Here is an 18,963-nt window from a genome sequence, read left to right on the forward strand (position 1 = left end):
CCTGCGGCCAACCGCAGCATCGCGCAGGCCATGCCATGGCACGGCGCGGCAGATGCAACGGGCAACACCCGCTGCCTTGCGGTCATGCCTGCCCTCGCCTACGAGGACAGGCATATCTCGATCAATCAGCCGTCAGCGCGCCGCAGCCTCCAGCTGCACCTGCGCCTTGCCCACCGGGTTGCGCGGGTCGCTCCCGCCGGTGAGCACGTTGCTGCGCTTATCCCATTCCACCGTCTGCAGGTTGCCCCAGACGTGGCTGGAACCGCGGCCGCCCTCGGCGGTATCGCCCGGCAGCTTGAGCGCGTGACCCATCGCCTGCAGCGCCTTGGCGGTCTGCGGCGAGAACGCGTTGCTCTCGGCCTCGATCACGTCTGGCAGCCACTGGTGGTGATAGCGCGGCAAGGCGCTGACCTGCTGCGCGTCCAGGCCGGCGTCGTAGCCCAGAATACCGAGCAGCACCATGGTGATGATGCGGCTGCCACCCGGCGTGCCGATCACCGCGACCTTGTCGGCCGATTCCATGAAGGTCGGCGTCATCGAGCTGAGCATGCGCTTGCCCGGCTTGGGGGCGTTGGCCGCGTAGCCCATCACGCCGAAGGCATTGGGCGTGCCCGGCTTGAGCGCGAAGTCGTCCATCTCGTCGTTGAGCAGCACGCCGGTGCCCTTGGGGATCAGGCCCGAGCCGTACAGCAGGTTGACGGTCTGGGTGGCGCCGACGCGGTTGCCTTCGCCGTCGATGATGGAAAAGTGCGTGGTCTCGTCGTCTTCCAGCGGGGTCGGGTTGCCCGACAGCAGGTCGCTGGGGGTGGCCTTGTCCGGGTTGATCGTGGCGCGCAGGCCTTGTGCGTAATCCTTGCTGGTCAGCACACGCTGCGGCACGGCGACAAAGTCCGGGTCGCCCAGGAAGAAGGTGCGGTCGCGGTAGGCGCGGCGCATCGCTTCCACCACCAGATGGGTACGGTGCGCATCGTCGAGCGTGTCCAGTTCCCAGCCTTCGAGGATCTGCAGCATGGCGGCGAGTGCGATCCCGCCGGAGGACGGCGGCGGCGCGGTGGTGATCTTCCAGCCGCGGTAATCGAACTGGATCGGCGTACGCTGCTTGACCCGGTACCCGGACAGCTCGGCGGCCTTCCACTGCCCGCCGGCCTGCTTGACGCCGGCCAGCAGCTTCTTGGCGGTTTCGCCCTTGTAGAAGCCATCGAAGCCCTTGTCGCCGAGCAGCTGCAGGGTATGCGCCAGCTCGGGCTGCTTGAAGATGTCGCCTTCGGCAATCGGCTTGCCGCCGCGCAGATACACCTCACGCGTGCCGGGATAACGCTCCATCACCTCGCGCCGCGAGGCATAGCCCTTGGCCATGCGCGCATACACCGGGAAGCCTTCGCTGGCGATGCGGATCGACGGCGCCAGCGACTGCTTCAACGGCAGCCGGCCGTGCTTGGTGGCCAGTTCCACCAGCGCTGCCGGCAGCCCGGGAATACCGGCCGACCAGGGACCGTTGACCGAGCGGTCGCGGTCCAGCGCGCCCTGCTTGTCGAGGAACTGCGCCTCGCTGGCCGACTCGGGCGCGGTCTCGCGCGCGTCCAGCATCACGTCCTTGCCGGTCTTGGCATCGTGCAGCAGGAAGAAGCCGCCGCCGCCCAGCCCCGAGCTGATCGGCTCGACCACCGCCAGTGTGGACGACACCGCGATCGCCGCATCGAACGCATTGCCGCCCTCGCGCAGGATCTGCAGGCCGGCGTCGGTGGCCAGTGCATGACCGCTGGCAATCGCCGCACCGGGCGGGTGCCCCGCCACCGGCGAGGTCGTGGCTGCTGCAGGCCTGGCGCCATCGGCAGCCCAGGCCGGTGGTGCCAGCACCAGGGCCAGCAGCAACAGGCCGCGCGAAGAGAAACGTCGGGAAAAGATGCTCACGGGGCGGGAGGCTCCTGTTCGTACAGTTCGGGGTGGTCGCGCTGCAGCTGCATGAGCTTGGCGAGCAGTTGATCGTGGGTTTCCGGTATTGCCGGATCCGGGTCGATGCATTCGACCGGGCACACCACCACGCATTGCGCTTCGTCAAAATGGCCCACGCACTCGGTGCAACGTGCCGGGTCGATCACGTAGATGGTTTCGCCCATCGAGATGGCCTGGTTCGGGCACGCCGGCTCGCAGACATCGCAGTTGACGCAGAGCTCGTTGATCTTCAGCGACATATCGGCACCACCATGCGATGCGGCGCGGCGCGATGCAACGCCAGGCGCTGGAACGCAACGTACTGCCGGAAGCAGACGCACGGGGCGTGGCGCGATGCACGGACAACGCCATGCGTGTGGCCGGCAACCGGTCCGAGCGGACCGGCGCCGAGGGCGTGCGGGATCAGCAGCATGCTGCGATCCCGCACGGCGGCCGGACGCGCCCTCCCGCGCCTCCGGCCTGGTACGGCATTACTTGGCTTCAACGAAGGTGTATTCCACGCCCTTGGGCTGGACGATGCCCTGCACCCGCGCATTCTCGGCCGCATTGCCGATGAACAGCACGCGCACGCCCTTCATCGAATCGGCCGGCACGTCCTTGAACGCGGCGTCGATCAGGTCGGCCATCTTGGTCGAGGCGGACGAACCGAAGGCCAGCATGTTGCCCGGCTGCACGCCACGCGCGAGTGCGGTCTTGACGCTTTCCAGCTGACGCTCGTAGCTGCCGGCGAACTCGGCATCGGACTCCGGCGGCAAGTAATACAGGAACGGGCTGTTGGTGGTGGTGCCCAGGTTCTGGCCGACCACTTCCTGCAGGTACTTCTTCCAGCCGGCGTTGTCGTCCTTGGCCGGCGCGGTCAGCGCAGCCGGAGCGGCGGCGGCGGTAGGTGCCGGCTCTTCCTTCTTGCAGGCGGTGACGGCCAGAGCGGCGACCGAAGCGAGCACCAGCGCGCGCATTGTGTGTTTCATGAAACTCCTCCCTTTGAAAAGCATGTGGTGATGTGACTGCTAGAGAATCAGGCCTGCGCGCGGGACTCGCGCACCTGCCGCAAGGCTTCGACGACCGAAGCCGGAACGAAACCGGACACGTCCCCGCCCAGCCGCGCGATTTCGCGCACAAGCGAGGACGAGATGAAGCTGTATTGCTCGGCCGGGGTGAGGAACAGCGTCTCCACCTCCGGGATCAGATGGCGGTTCATACTGGCCATCTGGAATTCGTATTCGAAGTCGGACACCGCGCGCAGGCCGCGCAACAGCACCCCGGCGCCCATGTCGCGCACGAAGTGGGCCAGCAGCGTGTCGAAGCCGCGCACTTCCACATTGGCGTGCGCGGCCAGTGCTTCCTGAGCCAGCTCCACGCGGCGCTCGAGCGGCAGGGCCGGGCCCTTGGAGGGGCTGTAGGCCACGCCGACCACCACGCGCTCGAACAACGGCGCGGCACGGTTCACCAGATCGATATGCCCGTTGGTGATCGGGTCGAAGGTACCGGGATAGACGGCGGTGCGGCTATTGGCCACGCTCATACGGAAACTACCGGGGTCGGATCGCCGTTCAGTGTAGCAGCGGCCCGGCGGTACAGCGCATAGCGCACCTGCTGGGTGGCGCCTTCGCGGTGCAGATGCCAGCCGGCCGGCACCTGCGGCGGGACCTCGGCCGGGCCTTCCAGGTACAGCCAGGCGTCGGCGCTCAGATGCGCGGGCAGGCGTTCCAGCACGCTGGGCCACAGCCCGGCGGCAAACGGCGGGTCGACGAAGGCGATGCTGGCCTGCGCCACCGGCGCGCGCTCCAGCCAGCGCAAGGCATCCTCCTGCAGCACCTGCACCTGATCGGCCGCACCCAGCCTGGTCACGTGCTGGCGCAAGCGCTGCACCAGGCCAGGGTCGCGTTCGATCAGGGTGGCGTGCGCGGCGCCGCGCGACACCGCCTCCAGGCCCAGCGCACCCGACCCGGCAAACAGGTCCAGCACACGCGCGCCGGGCAGGCGCGGCATCAGCCAGTTGAATACCGTCTCGCGGACGCGGTCGCTGCTCGGGCGCAGGCCTGGCAGGTCCGGCACCGCCAGCTTGGTATTGCGCCAGCGCCCGCCGACGATGCGCACCTGCCCTTCCGCGCCGCGTGGCGCCGGCCGTGCGGGGCGGCTCATCGCCACGCGCCGGGTGCGGGCGAACGGATGCAGGACGGCGGCAGCGCAAATGGCGACATGGCTCAAGGCAGGACGGTTGGCCGGCCATGATACCGCCGCGATCGCCGCAACCACCCTCCCCGATCGCCATGGACGCAGGCCATCTGGCGCACGCCCGCCTTGAAAAATCCCCACACGGCCTCATCCCCCAGGCCATCGGCCGCGTTGCGGCCTGGGCCACCATGGAGCACGACCCCAATGACCGTTGATACCGACAAGCAGACGCTTGGCTTCCAGACCGAGGTCAAGCAGTTGCTGCAGCTGATGATCCACTCGTTGTACTCGAACAAGGAAATCTTCCTGCGCGAGCTGGTCTCCAATGCCGCCGACGCCGCCGACAAGCTGCGTTTCGAGGCACTGGTGAAGCCGGAGCTGCTGGAAGGCGGCGGCGAGCTGCGCATCCGCGTGGACTACGACAAGGACGCGCGCACCGTCACCATCGACGACAACGGCATCGGCATGAGCCGCGAGGATGCGGTCTCGCATCTGGGCACCATCGCCAAGTCCGGCACCGCCGACTTCCTCAAGCACCTCAGCGGCGATCAGAAGAAGGACGCCAACCTGATCGGCCAGTTCGGCGTGGGTTTCTACAGCGCCTTCATTGTTGCGGACCAGGTCGACGTGTACTCGCGTCGCGCCGGCCTGCCCGCCAACGAGGGCGTGCACTGGTCCTCGCGTGGCGAAGGCGAGTTCGAGGTCGCCAGCGTCGACAAGCCCGAGCGCGGCACCCGCATCGTGCTGCACCTGAAGGACGGCGAAGACAGCTTTGCCGACGGCTGGACGCTGCGCGGCATCCTCAAGAAATACTCCGACCATATCGGCCTGCCGATCGAGATGCGCAAGGAGCACCACGGCGAACAGGCCGACGCGCCCGCCGAGCCGGAGTGGGAAGCGGTCAACCGCGCCAGCGCGCTGTGGACGCGGCCCAAGTCCGAGATCAAGGACGAGGAATACCAGGAGTTCTACAAGCACGTCGCGCATGATGCCGGCAACCCGCTGGCGTGGAGCCACAACAAGGTCGAAGGCAAGCTGGAGTACACCTCGCTGCTGTTCGTGCCCGGCCGCGCCCCGTTCGACCTGTATCACCGCGATTCGGCCAAGGGCCTGAAGCTGTACGTGCAGCGCGTTTTCATCATGGACCAGGCCGAGCAGTTCCTGCCGCTGTACCTGCGTTTCATCAAGGGCGTGGTGGATTCGTCCGACCTGTCGCTCAATGTGTCGCGCGAGATCCTGCAGTCCGGCCCGGTGGTCGACTCGATGAAGTCGGCGCTGACCAAGCGCTCGCTGGACATGCTGGAGAAGCTGGCCAAGGACAAGCCGGACGACTATGCAACGTTCTGGCGCAACTTCGGCCAGGCGCTGAAGGAAGGCCCGGCCGAGGATTACGCCAACCGCGAAAAGATCGCCGGCCTGCTGCGCTTCTCCTCCACGCATGACACCACCGGCGCGCAGAGCGTGGGCCTGGCCGATTACGTGGGTCGTCTGGCCGAGGGCCAGGACAAGCTGTACTACCTCACCGGCGAAAGCTACGCGCAGATCAAGGACAGCCCGCACCTGGAAGTCTTCCGCAAGAAAGGCATCGAAGTGCTGCTGCTCACCGACCGCATCGACGAGTGGCTGATGAGCTATCTCACCGAGTTCGACGGCAAGTCGTTCGTGGACGTGGCACGCGGCGACCTGGACCTGGGCAAGCTGGATTCGGAAGAAGACAAGAAGGCGCAGGAAGAAGTCGCCAAATCCAAGGAAGGCCTGGCCTCGCGCATCAAGGCCGCCCTGGGCGACGACGTGGCCGAAGTGCGCGTCTCGCACCGCCTGACCGATTCCCCGGCCATCCTGGCCATCGGCCAGGGCGACCTGGGCCTGCAGATGCGTCAGCTGCTGGAAGCCAGCGGCCAGGCCGTGCCGGAGTCCAAGCCGGTATTCGAATTCAACCCGGCCCACCCGCTGATCGAAAAGCTGGATGCAGAACAGGATATGGACCGCTTCGGTGATCTGAGCCGGGTGCTGTTCGACCAGGCCGCGCTGGCGGCGGGCGACAGCCTCAAGGACCCGGCCGGCTATGTGAAGCGGTTGAACAAGTTGTTGTTGGAGTTGTCGGCGTAAGCCGTGCGAAAACTTTGGTGAGACACCAAGACCGGCGCATGCGCCGGTCTTTTTTTGCGTCTTTCTCCTGTCGGGCACGCCCGGTGCCTGCGCGCATCGTGCGCGCTGCGATCAGGGCGCGGGCAACGTCATCGACGATCTACTGCGACAGCACTCACGCCGACTCCAGCACCCAGCACCCGAACGCCGGCCCTGCCGAATAGCCAGTCTCCGGCTCGATGCGGATTTGCAAGGTGGTACGGCCGGCCACTGCTGCAGGCAAGGCGTAATCCACATCGACGAAGTCCAGGCCGCGGTTGCCGTCCAGGCGTTCGTTGGCGATGAGTTCGCCGTCGGCGAGGATGCGGAAGCGGCGGCGGGTTTCGTCGCCCCAGTAGCGCAGGCGCAGGATGCGGGCCTTCGCGGTGTTGCGCAGGGTGAAGGCGATGAAGCCGCCGGTGCGGGCGTCACGACCGGCGCGGCGGCGGTAGCTCAGTGCGTAGGAGCTTTCGCTGTGCAGGCCGTGGGCTTTTTCAGAGGCTTCATCGCCCAGGGCAATGCGGTCCAGTGCGCGCGTGTCCAGCGCCTGTTGTTTCGCGTCTGCTGCGGCCTGCTCGGCTTGATGCTGCTGCCATGCAGCGGCGTCGCGATGCTCCAGGTAGGGCGCGCTGCGGCGATCGAACTGCGCGTAGAACGGCGAGAAGCGCCACAGCTGGTCGCCGTGGCGGTAGTCGAATGCGGTCTGGCCCGCCACCGGCTGCAGGCGCTGCAAGACCTCATCGCCGCCGATCAACGCCAGGGTCTTGCCCGACCAGGGCTTTGCCGCATCGCCTAGGTCAGCAGCCAAGACCAGCGGCCCGCGCAGCACCGAGACCCAGGCCGGGTCGTCCGGCGTGGCTTCCAGGCGCAGCGGCATCTCGAACGACAGCGTGAGCGTGTCGCCGGCGCGCCAGACGCGGGCGACGCGCAGGTAGCCCTCGTTGACGGTGGCATCGACCGGTTGGCCATTGAGCTGCAGCCTCGGCGACCGCGCCCAACCGGGCACGCGCAGTGCGAGCGTGCGTTGCTCGGCCGGCGCGGCGTCGATGCGTAGCGAGGCGCTGCCCTGCTCCGGCATCGTGCTGCGCAGGGTCATGTCCAGCCCGGCAGCATCGCGCACGCTGGAGGGCACATACAGATTGACGTAGACGCCCTGCCCGTCCTGCCAGTAAATGGAATCGCCGAACTGGGCATGCGCTTCCATGCCGCTGCCGACGCAGCACCAGAAATCGTCGAACGGGGACGACCAGGCGCGCGCTTCGCCGGCCAGCATCGGTGTCATGTAGGTGAACATACCGGTGCGCGGATGCTGCTGCGCCATCACGTGGTTGAGCAGCGTGCGCTCGTAGTAATCGAAGAACTCGGCCTGCGGGCCCCACTGGTACAGATGCCGGGTGAGCTTGAGCATGTTGTAGCTGGCGCAGTGCTCGCAGGTCTGCTCGGTGACAAACTTCGAAATGCTGTCCGGCTGCTGGAAGTACTCGCGGTCGCCATTGCCGCCGATCACGTAGGTGTGGTGGTCGGTGACGGTGTGCCAGAAGAAGCGCGCGGCCGCGCCCGACGCGGCATCGCCGGTGACTTCGTACTCGCGTGCCAGGCCGATCAGCTTGGGGATGTTGGTGTTGGAATGCTGATGGACCAGCTCGTCGCGTTGGGCGATAAGCGGATCCAGCACGGCGTGATGGTGCAGGCGCTGCGCCAGTGCCAGCCATTGCGCATCGCCGGTCCGCACATGCAGCTCGACGAAGGACTCGTTGAGGCCACCGAATTCGCAGGACAGCACCTTCTGCAGCTGCGCATCGTCCAGCGCCGCGAAGATGCCCTGCAGATAACCGGCCAGGCCCACCGCCACCTGCAGCGCCTGCGCATTGTCGCAATGCGCGTGCACGTCGAGCAGGCCGGCAAACAACTTGTGCCAGGTGTAAAGCGGTGCCCAGCTGCCGTTGAGGTAGAACGGCGCCGGGTCGATCTTGCCGCGCCTGAGTTCATCGAACACCACGCGGCCGCTTTCGATCTTCCCTGCGGCGGTCTTGCGGGTGAACCCGGCGACGTAGCCATCGCCTGCATGCGCCTGGCAGCGTGCCAGCTCTGCGACCAGGTACCCGGCGCGCGTGCGGCATTGCGCATCGCCGGTCTGCGCATGCATCAGTGCCAATGCGCTGAGATAGTGACCGAGCGTATGCCCGGCGATGGTGTCCGCCTCCCAGCCGCCGTATGCAGGCGCCTTGGGATCGAGGCCGGCGTACAGCACGAAGTTGTGCAACAGCCGGTCCGGCTCCAGCCGCATCAGGTAACGACGGTTGGTGTGCAGCGCGTCCAGGAACAACGACGGCGTGAGCCGCACCTGCGCCAGCGGCACTGCACGGACGCTGCCGGGTTGTGCGGCGCTGGCCTGCGCCGGAAAGCGCAGCAAACCCGCCGCAACCGCCAGGCTGCTCCAGGCCAGAAAGCGCCGCCGCGACAGGCTCGGCGCGTGGTCGTTGGGCAACTCGCTCGGATACGTCTCGGTCATGGGCTCAGCTTAGCTCCTGTCGGCGCGCACAGACCGCGCGCGCCGTTGCAACAACCGCCTATGCAATCGCGACAACACGCGCGTGCATACGCATGACGCCCACGACCGATGGCATCTGGCCGCACGCCACCGCGACACACCGGCCCGATCAGAACTTCACCGTGGCACGCGCCCAATAGAACCGACCGAGCAGATCGTAGGTGGCCACATCGGTATTGGCGTTGCCGACGTTGTTGGAGTAATACAACTGCGGCTGTTTGTTGGCGATATTGTCCACGCCCACTTCGAAGCGCGTGTGCCACGGTTCGACGTTGTAGCCCAGCTGCAGGTTGTTGTAGACGTAGGCGCCGATCTTGCGCACCACCATCGGCTCGCTGGAATCGGCCGACAGGCTCTGGTCCGGATCCGAATTGCCGATGGCGGTGTGCCCCACGTAGCGGATGCGCCAGGTGGCGCTCCAGTCGTCCAACGCCCAGTTCACCGTGCCCAGCGCACGCCAGCGCGGGAAGTTGCCGTAGGCCTGGGTGTAGCGGCCGACGTTGTGGATGGTGACCGAGTTGGGGTCGGTGGTATCGGGCAGCACGTCGTAACGGGTGAGATAGGTGCCGTTGAGCCCGGCGCTGAGATTGCCCCACGCGGTGGGCGGCGCGCGGTAGGTCAGGTTGAAGTCCATGCCCTTGGCCCACAGCTTGCCCAGGTTGACGGTGGGTTCGGCGATGTAATTGATGGTGCCGTTGCCGTTGCGATGGATCAACGCGCAGAAGGAGCTGGCCGGGTTGGCGAAGCATTGATTGAGCACGGTCTGCGCCGACACCGTGGTGATGGTGTCTTCCAGATCGATGCGCCACCAGTCCGCGCTCAGCGACAGCCCATCGATCCACTGCGGGTCGTACACCAGCCCCACGTCGTAGGACTTGCCGGTTTCCGGCTTGAGCTGGTACCCGGCCACCGCTGCGCCGGACACCTTGCCCGACACCTGGCCATCGGATTGCTGGTAGCTGCCATCGGTGGGCACATTGGCGCAGGCCACGCTATTGCCACCGGTGTAGCCATTGCATGGGTCGTTGACGGTGGCCGCATCACCGGCCACGCCGGCGTACAGTTCGTTGATGTTGGGCGCGCGGAACACCTCCGACACCGTGCCGCGGATCAGCAGGTTCTCGATCGGGCGATATTCCAGCGAGATCTTGCTGTTGGTCTTGCTGCCGACCGAGCTGAAGTCGGAAAAGCGCGTGCCCAGCGTGATGTTCAAGGCGTTGATGCCGGGCAGGTCCTTCAGCAGCGGAAACAACGCTTCGGCATAGGCCTCCTTGACGTCGAAACTGCCGGCCAGGGTGGACGAACAGAATTCGATCACCCCGCACAGGCCGTCTTCATCGCCGGTCCATAGCGGGTCGGAGGCGGTGGTGGAGCGCTCCTTGCGATAGGAGACGCCGGTCGCCAGGCTGACCGTGCCGGCCGGCAGTTCGAACAACGAGCCGTTGGCATTGGCCTCGAATTGCTTGACCGTGTAGACGCTGGTCACGATGGGGTTGACCACCATGCCCTGCAGGGTGGACAGGTTGGCGCTGTCGTTGAGGTTGAAGAAGTTCAGCGGTGTGCAGCCGGCGATCGCCGCGCCCGCGCTGCCGCACTTGACCACGCCATCGCTGTCCAGGAACGAGGGGCCGATGGCCTGATTGAATGCGGCATAGTCGAGAAAGCCGTTGTTGATCGACTTCTGTTTGACCTTGCCGTAGTTGAAGGTGGCATCCCACTGCCAGGAACTGTCGCCGAAGCGGCCGCGCAAGCCGGGGCTGATCTGGAAGTTGTAGGTGTTGTATTGATAGCTGCGATTGCCCAGCACGGTGGCGCGCGTGTTGAGGTCGTTGTAGGAGATGCCGGTGCTGCGATCGGTGCCGAAGTTCACCCCGAACGGGTTGTAGTAACTCTGCGACGACACCAGGATGTTGTCGCCGTTGGCGAAGATCGGAATCGGCGCAATGATCGAGGCGGATTCGGTTTTACTGAACCAGGTGTTGACGTAGCCCTCGACGTTGTCGGTGAAGCGATAGGTGCCCAGCAAAAACGCATTGGTGCGCTTTTGCGGGGTCTGCAACAGGTTGAACGGCTGGTAGTTGTATGAGTCGGCGCTGGCGTTGTAACAGTGGAAATCGCCCGGGCCGGCGCGGCCGCTGACGCCGCTGTTGAGGGTGACACGCCCGCAGCCGTTGGCTTGCGCAAGCTGCGTGGACTGATCCGAGCCATCGTTGAAATTCACGGTACCGGTGGGCGTTGCGGACGAACCCTGCTTCACCGGTTGCCCGTTGGTCAACGCAAGCGCGTCCTTGGAATAGTCGCGCGCCGCTGCCGAGACCGGATCGATGTTGTGGTACGACAGGCCGCCGATCAGGCTGCCACGCTCCCAGGTCTTGCCGGTGGTCAGGGTGAAGTTGCGCCGGTTGCCGTCGCCTTCGCTGCTGGTACCGAAGTCGCTGCTGAACTGCACCCCGTCGAACTGGCTGCGCAGGATGAAATTGACCACGCCGCCGATGGCATCGGAGCCATACACCGCGGAGGCTCCGTCGCTGAGCACTTCGATGCGCTCGATCATGCTGGACGGAATGGCGTTGACGTCGTTGTAGGCCAGACGAATACCGTTGACCAGCACCAAGGTGCGCTTGTCGCCCAGACCACGCAGCGAAATGGCCGACGCACCGGTGCCGCCGCCGTTGTTGGTATACGGATTGGTGGCGTTGCCGGCGATCGACGGCAGCTCCTGCAGCAGATCGCCGACCGTGGCCTTGCCGGTCGCGGCGATCTGTTCCTGGCTGACCGTGACCACCGGGTTGGCGGTTTCGGTATCCACGCGGCGCAGACGCGAGCCGGTGACGACCACGCTGTCCAGCGTTTGCGGCGCATCACTACTGCCGCCGGCCTGCTGCGCAGACACCGGTGCGCTGACGCCTGCAGACAGCGCCAGCAGCAATGCGGCGCTGAGCATGCTCGGCGCCGGGCGCGTGGACGTGCCGGAGGTCCGGGAGAAAGGCAACAGCGGCATCGGCATGCAAGGCTCCTGATTCGTATGGCAGACAAACGATGGGCAACACACACCCGTGCCGGCAGACGCCAGCGCAGGGCAAGATGGATGGCAGACGCGCACGCAGCGAAACTTCTCGCCAGCGCTGTGCTGCAGACATGCAGACAACCTGCGACGCGCACGACCACACAGGGTCACGCAGCAGCGCGTGTTGTCAAAAAGGGTGTTGGTTCCGCACCGGAGGCGCCCATGCGCTCCAGTTTCATCAGCTGGTCACAATGTGCCTGTGCGCACGCGCCACGTCTTGTCGCATTTGGCGACAGCGCGTGCGGAAAACTGCATGGTTCGCAAATGAACCAGCCTGCCTTGACGTTGCACTCTGCAGCAACGTCTGCAGCTGGACACCACGCCTAAGGCGATGGACGGGACATCCGAGGCGATGTATCGCTTGCAACCATGTGCGATGACAGTCGATCTAGAAATCGAGCACTGCGCATGCATGCATGCAGCGCGGTGGCGGCAATCAGCATGCACTGCCCTGCCCGCCCTGTTTCAGCGGCCGTGGTCTAGCCACTGCAGTCAAACGGTCGGCCGGCAGACCGGCCTCACGGATCACGGCGCCTGCGTCGTCGCAGGCTGGTCGTGGTTCCAGTCCGGCGTTGGCGCCTGCTGCATCCAGCGCAGGAAGAAATCCAGCAGGCGGCGCTTGCCGTAATCACCACCGGCGCCATGATCGCCGCCGGGCACCACCAGCAGATCGAAATCCTTGCCTGCCTTGATCAGCCGATCGGCCACCTGGAAGGTGCTGGCCGGATCGACATTCATGTCCATGTCGCCGGTGACCAGCAGCAGGTGTCCTTGCAGACGCGCAGCGTTTTCCACGTTCGACGATTCGGCGTACCACGGCCCGACCGGCCAGCCCATCCATTGCTCGTTCCACCAGATCTTGTCCATGCGGTTGTCGTGGCAACCGGAATTGGCCACGCCTGCCACATAGAATTCCGGATGGAACAGCAGCGCACCCAAGGCGTTCTGGCCACCGGCCGAGGTGCCGTACACACCGACGCCGCCGTTGATGGCGTACCACGGGTACCGTGCGGCAGCGGCCTTGTGCCAGGCGATGCGATCCGGCAGGCCCGCATCCTTGAGGTTGCGCCAGGCCACATCGTGGAACGCGCGCGAGCGATTGTTGGTGCCCATGCCATCGATCTGCGCGACCGCAAATCCCAGTGCGGTCAGCGCTGACATGCGGGTGGTGAACGTCTTGGGCACGAAGGACCCCTGCGGCCCTGCGTAGATGTATTCGATCACGCGATAACGCTGCTGTGGCTGCATCTGCGTGGGGCGCTGGATCACGCCCCATATCTCGGTCTTGCCGTCGCGGCCGGTGGTGTGGAACGGCAACGGTGGCTGCCAGCCGGCAGCCTGCAGACGGCTCAGGTCGGTGCGCTCCACCGTGCGTGCCAGGCTGCCGTAGGCGCTGCGCCGCAGCTCCAGCACCGGGCCCAGGTCCACGCGCGAGTACAGGTCCAGATACCATTTGCCGTCCGGCGAATAAATCACCTGGTGATCGGCGGCTGCCGGCGTCAATGCAGTGAGCCCGGTGCCGTCCAGACCGATGCGATAGGCATGGCGGTAATACGGGTCCTCGCCGGGCTGCATGCCGGAGGCGGTGAAATACAGCTGGCCTGCGGCCTCGTCGAGGTAGTCGAGTTTGCGCACCACCCAGTCGCCCTGCGTGACCTGGCGGATCACCGCACCGCTGTGGCCGTCGTACAGATAGACGTGCTCCCAGCCATCGCGCTCGGAGGCCCACAGGATCTGCGCGCCGTCGGCCAGATCACGCCGCGCATGCTTGCCGCCGTCCTCGTGCGTTCCGCTGAGTTCGGAGTATTCGATGAAGGTGGGCGAGGTCTCTTCGATCAGGGTGCGCGCGACAGCCGTGCGTGCGTCCACTTCGATGACCCGATACAGCTGGTGCCCGCGCGCGTTGTATTCGAAGGTGAGCCCGCGGCTGTCCTTCCACCAGACCATCTCGCTCAGGCTGAAGGCATTGGGCAGCAGCGTCATCGCCACCGGATGCGCGGCGCGCGTGGCGATGTCGAACAACACCGGCTGCATCACCGGCAAGGCATCGCCGGGCTTGGGATAGACCTGCTGGTGCAACTTCGGCTGCAGCTGATCGGCCGGCGCCGACTCGATGTAATAGACCATGCGCGGCGGCGGCGCCTTGACCCGATACGCAGCCAGATGCTGCGAGTCCGGCGACCACACCACGCTGTCGAGTGCGTAGTAATCATCGGCACTGCCATCGCGGCTGAGCACGCTGCGCTCGCCACCATCGACCGGCGCGATCACCAGATTGGCCTGCCCCACCCAGGCGCGCCAGCGGCCATCCGGCGATAGCTTGGCCTGCCGCTCGCCCTGCTTGAGCGGCAGGCGCATGTCCATCGACTCGGCCTGCACGTCGCGTTCGGGCACATGCGCGCAGCGATAGCGGGCCAGATCGCACTGCCAGCCCAGCTTCGCCAGCTGAAAGCCCAGGCGCTGCCGGTCCAGGGTGGGTTCCTCCAGCTGCAGTTGCGTGGCGTCGATGGCTTGCGCACCGGCCTGGGTCAGGGCCGCCGCCAGCCGCGCATGATCGAAGGCCAGCGTGTTGCGGCCGCTGGCCGCATCCACCAGGCGGTACTCGATGGCCGGCGCCTGATCGGCACGTGCCACGCCACGCCGATACACGAAATGCCCTGCATCGATCCATACCGGCGCCGTCGGTTGCGTGTCGACCAGCGACGCATAGTGATCGGCCAGACCGATCGCCTGCGCATACTCCGCAGGTGTGGGCGTGGGTTCAGGCGTGGTTGTTACGGGTGCAACGGATGCAGCCGCTGCGCTTGCCGAGAGCGTCCAGAGTGCGATGCTCAGGCACCATGCTGCGACGCTACGCCGCCTGGAGGTCTGGGTGTGATGCAGCAGTGGCTTCATGCGTTTATCCGCGGAGATGGTGGTCGTGGTCGGCACGGTCATCGCGCCAATGGGCCATCACCCGTACCAGGCCTGCACCTTCACCGCTGCTGTGCTGCCGGGCAATGCCACGCGATCGGCATGCGGGCCCTGTGGACGCGCCGGCTTGCCGTCGACGAGCACGCGGGTGAGCTTCTTACCCTTGGGCACGCGCAGGCTCAGCCAGGTGTGCCTGGGTGACCGTTCCGGCAGTTGCACCTCGGCATCGATGCGGCGTGCCGCCACGTCGGCGCGCAAGGTCAGCGTGAGCTTGCCCCAGCGTGTGGGCGCTGCGGTGATGCCGATCGCGGCGCCACTGCCCAGCCATGCGCGCGGCAGCGCACGCGCAAGGAACAACTGCTCGCCTGCGCTGTCGTCGCTGACCAGCATCCAGCGCAGCAGCAACGGGATGGTCATCTGGGCGGGGATGCAGAACAGCGGCATGCCACCGGTGATGCCGCTGACCTCGCCGGCGGTCCAGCTGCCGCGCGTATGCACCTGGTAGCGGTGCGCATAGACGAACAACAGATACTCTTCGATGCGATCCAGCCGCAGCAGCTGTTGCGCATAGCCGTAGGAAATGAAGCCGAGCAGATCGCGGCTGCCCGGCTCCGGCGGCGCGATGTTGGCCACCACGCCGATGCTGGTGCCGCCATGGCCGCGCAGGCAATCGATCACCAGGTTGGCCAGGTCGTCGGGCAGCACATCGGCCTGCAGCAATTCCGCATACGCGCGGTGCGGCCATTGCTGCTCGCTGGGCTTTTCCTGCAGCAGCGACTGGCGAAACGTGAGTTTGGTGCCCGGCAGCGGGCCGATATACGGCGGCGACAGATCGCGGCGCACGTTGGCACGCAGGCTGGCCTCCAGCCTCGCGCGCAACTGCCTGGCGCGATGCTGCCATTGCGTGGCCAGACCGGCATCGCCACCGAGCGTGCTCCAGACCTGGGCGATGTCTTCCCAGCCGCGTATCGTCAGCGCGCTGTTGGCGTAATACGGTTTCCACCACAGCGACGGGTCGGGGAACAGGCAGGCATCTGATTCGTTCCAGCCGTGCAGCAGGCCATGGCCATGCGCGTTGCGCGGTAATGCCAGCGCCTGGTCGTGCAGCTCGCACAGCAGCTGCGCGGTGGCGGCGATCTTGGGCAGCAGGCGGCGCAGCCGGGCCGCATCGCCGGTATAGCGCAGATAGCGCGCCAGCAGCGACAGGGTCAGCCCGAACTGCCCGACTTCCGGCCCGCGCATGTTCGGCAGGCCATCGTCCTGCACGAAGTCGTCGAAGTAGTTGTCCAGTACCGCAGCGGCCTGCGCAAAGCGGCCCCATTCCAGGTTGGCGTAGAACGAGCTGGTAAAGGTGTCCTGGAAACCGTCGTACTCGTTGCCATAGTAGTCGCGCTCCACCGCGCCGTACTTCGGATAATCGCCACCGGGGCGCACCACCAGCTCGCGTGCGAACGCGAACTGCGCCATGTCGCTCCAGCTGGCATCGGGCAGCTGCGCCTGCACCGTGCCGTCCAGGGCCTGCTGCCAGTACGCGGCGAAATCGATCAACCCCGCGTAGAACTGCTCAGCGGTGGCCGGCTTGCGCGACGGTGCAAACGCGGGATAGCTGTGGGTGTAATGCACGCCGACGATCTCGCCGCCGCGTACGTGCATCGTGCGATGCCAGGTCTGCACCACGAAGCGATCACTGGCACGCACATCGGCGAACACCAGCACGTCGTACCAGCTATCGGCCTCGCCCTCGCGCCGCATCACCTTGCGTACCGCCGGCATCCAGCCACCCAGCAGGCCTTCCTCGCGCCGTTTGATCAACGCCTCTTCGCCCAACTCGGCGAAGGCGTGTTCCGGCCGCGAGGTGCGGCTGCGGCCGTTGGGCAGGATCGGCATGGTATCCAGGCTTTCGCGCGTGCCGACGAAGGTGGTCCACGGCCAGCGGCCACCATTGTCCTTGGGGTCGAGCAGCGAGGCCGGCGGCGGCGCGACATCGCGCACCTGCGCCTCGTCCGGGTCGCCATCGCGCAGCAGGCGGTCGGCGAGCAGATCCGCCTCGGCCATCGCCACCTCGGCCAGCGACATCCCGAAGTACGGCTTGCCCTCGGCCGGGTAGGCCGGCTCGGTACGTTTGTCCAGGCGCAGCATGCCGCTGTCGGTCCACAGCGTCAGCTGGCCCTGCGGGTTGTCGAGATGCTCGTAGACGGTCCACTGCTGCTGCAGGTGTTCAAAACTGCACAGCTTGCTGCCCACATGCGCGGCCGATGGCAGCGCCTCAAGACGCGGCAGCGCCGGTGGTGCCAACGTCGCCGGGGTGTGCGGCATGCCCGGCAGCGCGAGCGCGGCACCCGCGCCCACCGCCGCGGTTGCCGCCATGCCCTGACGCAAAAAGCTTCTGCGGTCCATCGTCGCGCCCTCGGTTGATCTCATCCACATCCTGCGCGACAGCGCGGCTTGCGTCTTGTGGCAGCTGTCTGGCACGTATGCGGAAATCCGCACACAAGCAGCTGTTGCTGCGCTGCCATCGCAGCAACGGCGCAGCGCCCAGTCACCGCCCCCCTGCCATTTAGCCACGTGACTTTCTGGCCACGCCGGCATCTGCGGTGACAGCCACACTGGCTGCACAGACGCAGGCAGCACTGTCGCCAGACCGCCACGCAACCCAAGCCCACCCACAAGGACCGTCATGCAGCCATCCCCATCGCGCATTGCGCACAGTGCCCGCGCCGCAGCGTGGTTTTTCGATGCCGGCAGCGCGTCTGCCAGGCGGCTGAAACGTCCGGCGCATCGCTGGCTGTTGCTGGCCTTGATCGTGCCCTGCATCGCGCAGGCGCAGGTGGATCTATCGCAGGTGGATGCCGAGATGGCCGCCCCACGCACCCAGGTGCTGGTGCTTGGCAGCGTGCATCTGTCGCAGTTGCCCAAGGGCAGCGATATCGGTGCAGCACGCCTGCAACCATTGATGGACCGGCTGGCCGCGTACGCGCCCACCATCATCACCACAGAGGACCTGGCGGGCGAAACCTGCGACCTGATGCGGCGCCATCCGGCGGTGTATCTGCCCGAGGACACCACGACCTATTGCCCCGACACCAGCGAGGCGGCGCGTGCCACCGGGCTGGACGTTCCCACCGCTCTCGGCCAGGTCCGTGCAGCGCTCCGCAGCTTGCCCAGTGCGCCCACACCGGCACAGCGTCGGCACCTGGCTGCGCTGTTTCTGGCCTCGGGCGAGCCACCATCCGCGCTGGTGCAATGGCTGCAGCTTGCGCCAGCCGAACAGCGCAGCGGCGATGGCCTGGATGCGGCGCTGGTGGCGCGACTGCGCAGCATGGAACAGCGCCCCAACGAGAGTTACCAGATCGCCGCACGGTTGGCGGCACGCCTTGGCCTGCAGCGCGTCCATCCGGCCGACGATCACACCGGCGACAACGTGGACCTGGCCGACCCGGCGGCGTACGGCAAGGCGATCCAGGCCGCCTGGGACAAGGCCGCGCCGCGGGCGCGCGCCATGCGTGAGCGCGAGGACCAGCTGGCAAGTCAAGGCAAGTTGCTGGAGCTCTATCGCGCGATCAACCTGCCGGCCAGCCAGCAGCTGGCCATCGCGGTGGATTTTCGCGCCGCACTGAGCGAGGGTTCGCCGCAGCGCTACGGCTATCGCTACGTGTCCGGCTGGGAGATCCGCAACCTGCGCATGGTGTCCAATGTACGCGCCAGCTTTGCCGAACAACCCGGTGCGAAGGTGCTGGCAGTGGTCGGTGCCATGCACAAGCCCTGGTTCGACAACTGGTTGGGACAGCTGCAGGGCGTGGATATCGTGGATGCGGCGCAGGTGTTGGGCAGTGACGGGCCGTGAGTACAACGCCGTCAGCATGACGCTCCAGGCCAAACGCGAGTCAGTCGAAGGCGCGGTGCCCTCGCCGCTCGCCGGACACGCCCGTGGACCCGCCCGTGGGGGCTCGGTGGCGGCCTTGATGCCGCCGCACGGTCCCGCAATCGGCGAGAACACCGCATCAGAGAGTTAGTCGGTGATTCGGCAAAAAATCTGCTTGTTGCTCGGGCTGCATTGGAAGGCTGATCGGAGGCGACGCTATCCAAGCAACACACGTCATGGTTTGCTCGCGACCTTGCACACCGACCATCTCGACTGGTCCTTGCCCGCCTACCGTCGCGGGACCTTACGCGGCAT

Annotated in this window: 12 protein-coding genes; 2 read left to right on the forward strand and 10 right to left on the reverse strand. The window is 66.3% G+C overall.

Annotation, left to right across the window (positions count from 1 at the left end):
- Positions 1–132: 132 nt before the first annotated feature.
- The 6 genes from ggt to rsmD are packed head-to-tail and all read right to left on the reverse strand — an operon-like array spanning position 133 to position 4,161.
- On the reverse strand, positions 133–1,911 hold the full coding sequence (gene ggt, locus DGN21_RS11905; RefSeq protein ID WP_126966027.1) for a gamma-glutamyltransferase: 1,779 nt from the start codon (positions 1,909–1,911) through the stop codon (positions 133–135).
- Positions 1,908–2,192, reverse strand: coding sequence for a YfhL family 4Fe-4S dicluster ferredoxin (locus tag DGN21_RS11910; protein WP_003489796.1), 285 nt, complete (start codon positions 2,190–2,192; stop codon positions 1,908–1,910). Before DGN21_RS11910 ends, ggt begins: the two co-directional genes overlap by 4 nt.
- Positions 2,183–2,365, reverse strand: a complete 183-nt coding sequence (locus DGN21_RS11915; protein WP_126966026.1) for a hypothetical protein — start codon at positions 2,363–2,365, stop codon at positions 2,183–2,185. The genes DGN21_RS11910 and DGN21_RS11915 overlap by 10 nt, the downstream gene beginning before the upstream one ends.
- Positions 2,366–2,423: 58 nt before the next feature.
- Entirely contained in the window at positions 2,424–2,921 is a 498-nt protein-coding gene (locus tag DGN21_RS11920) for a hypothetical protein (RefSeq protein WP_039516474.1), read from the reverse strand.
- A gap of 47 nt (positions 2,922–2,968) precedes the next feature.
- On the reverse strand, positions 2,969–3,475 hold the full coding sequence (gene coaD, locus DGN21_RS11925) for a pantetheine-phosphate adenylyltransferase (protein ID WP_016903280.1): 507 nt from the start codon (positions 3,473–3,475) through the stop codon (positions 2,969–2,971).
- A complete protein-coding gene (gene rsmD / locus DGN21_RS11930; RefSeq protein ID WP_184429052.1) occupies positions 3,472–4,161 on the reverse strand; it encodes a 16S rRNA (guanine(966)-N(2))-methyltransferase RsmD in 690 nt (229 codons plus the stop codon). Before rsmD ends, coaD begins: the two co-directional genes overlap by 4 nt.
- Before the next feature lie 171 nt (positions 4,162–4,332).
- Here rsmD and htpG point away from each other — a divergent pair, with 171 nt between their 5' ends.
- On the forward strand, positions 4,333–6,237 hold the full coding sequence (gene htpG / locus DGN21_RS11935; RefSeq protein ID WP_104552592.1) for a molecular chaperone HtpG: 1,905 nt from the start codon (positions 4,333–4,335) through the stop codon (positions 6,235–6,237).
- Between the two features lie 154 nt (positions 6,238–6,391).
- Here htpG and DGN21_RS11940 read toward each other — a convergent pair whose 3' ends face one another.
- The 4 genes from DGN21_RS11940 to DGN21_RS11955 form a co-directional block, all read right to left on the reverse strand.
- Positions 6,392–8,767: a glycoside hydrolase family 127 protein gene (locus tag DGN21_RS11940; RefSeq protein WP_126966024.1), complete on the reverse strand. Its 2,376-nt coding sequence runs from the start codon at positions 8,765–8,767 to the stop codon at positions 6,392–6,394.
- 148 nt (positions 8,768–8,915) lie between these two features.
- Complete coding sequence (locus DGN21_RS11945) at positions 8,916–11,813, reverse strand: TonB-dependent receptor (protein ID WP_126966023.1); 2,898 nt, start codon at positions 11,811–11,813, stop codon at positions 8,916–8,918.
- 585 nt (positions 11,814–12,398) lie between these two features.
- Complete coding sequence (locus tag DGN21_RS11950) at positions 12,399–14,768, reverse strand: S9 family peptidase (protein WP_126966022.1); 2,370 nt, start codon at positions 14,766–14,768, stop codon at positions 12,399–12,401.
- A gap of 57 nt (positions 14,769–14,825) precedes the next feature.
- Positions 14,826–17,183, reverse strand: coding sequence for a Tat pathway signal protein (locus DGN21_RS11955; RefSeq protein WP_126966021.1), 2,358 nt, complete (start codon positions 17,181–17,183; stop codon positions 14,826–14,828).
- Between the two features lie 280 nt (positions 17,184–17,463).
- Here DGN21_RS11955 and DGN21_RS11960 point away from each other — a divergent pair, with 280 nt between their 5' ends.
- Complete coding sequence (locus DGN21_RS11960; protein ID WP_237474867.1) at positions 17,464–18,630, forward strand: DUF5694 domain-containing protein; 1,167 nt, start codon at positions 17,464–17,466, stop codon at positions 18,628–18,630.
- Positions 18,631–18,963 lie beyond the last annotated feature (333 nt).

Source organism: Xanthomonas sp. MLO165 (assembly GCF_018831305.1).
Classification (GTDB): domain Bacteria; phylum Pseudomonadota; class Gammaproteobacteria; order Xanthomonadales; family Xanthomonadaceae; genus Xanthomonas; species Xanthomonas arboricola.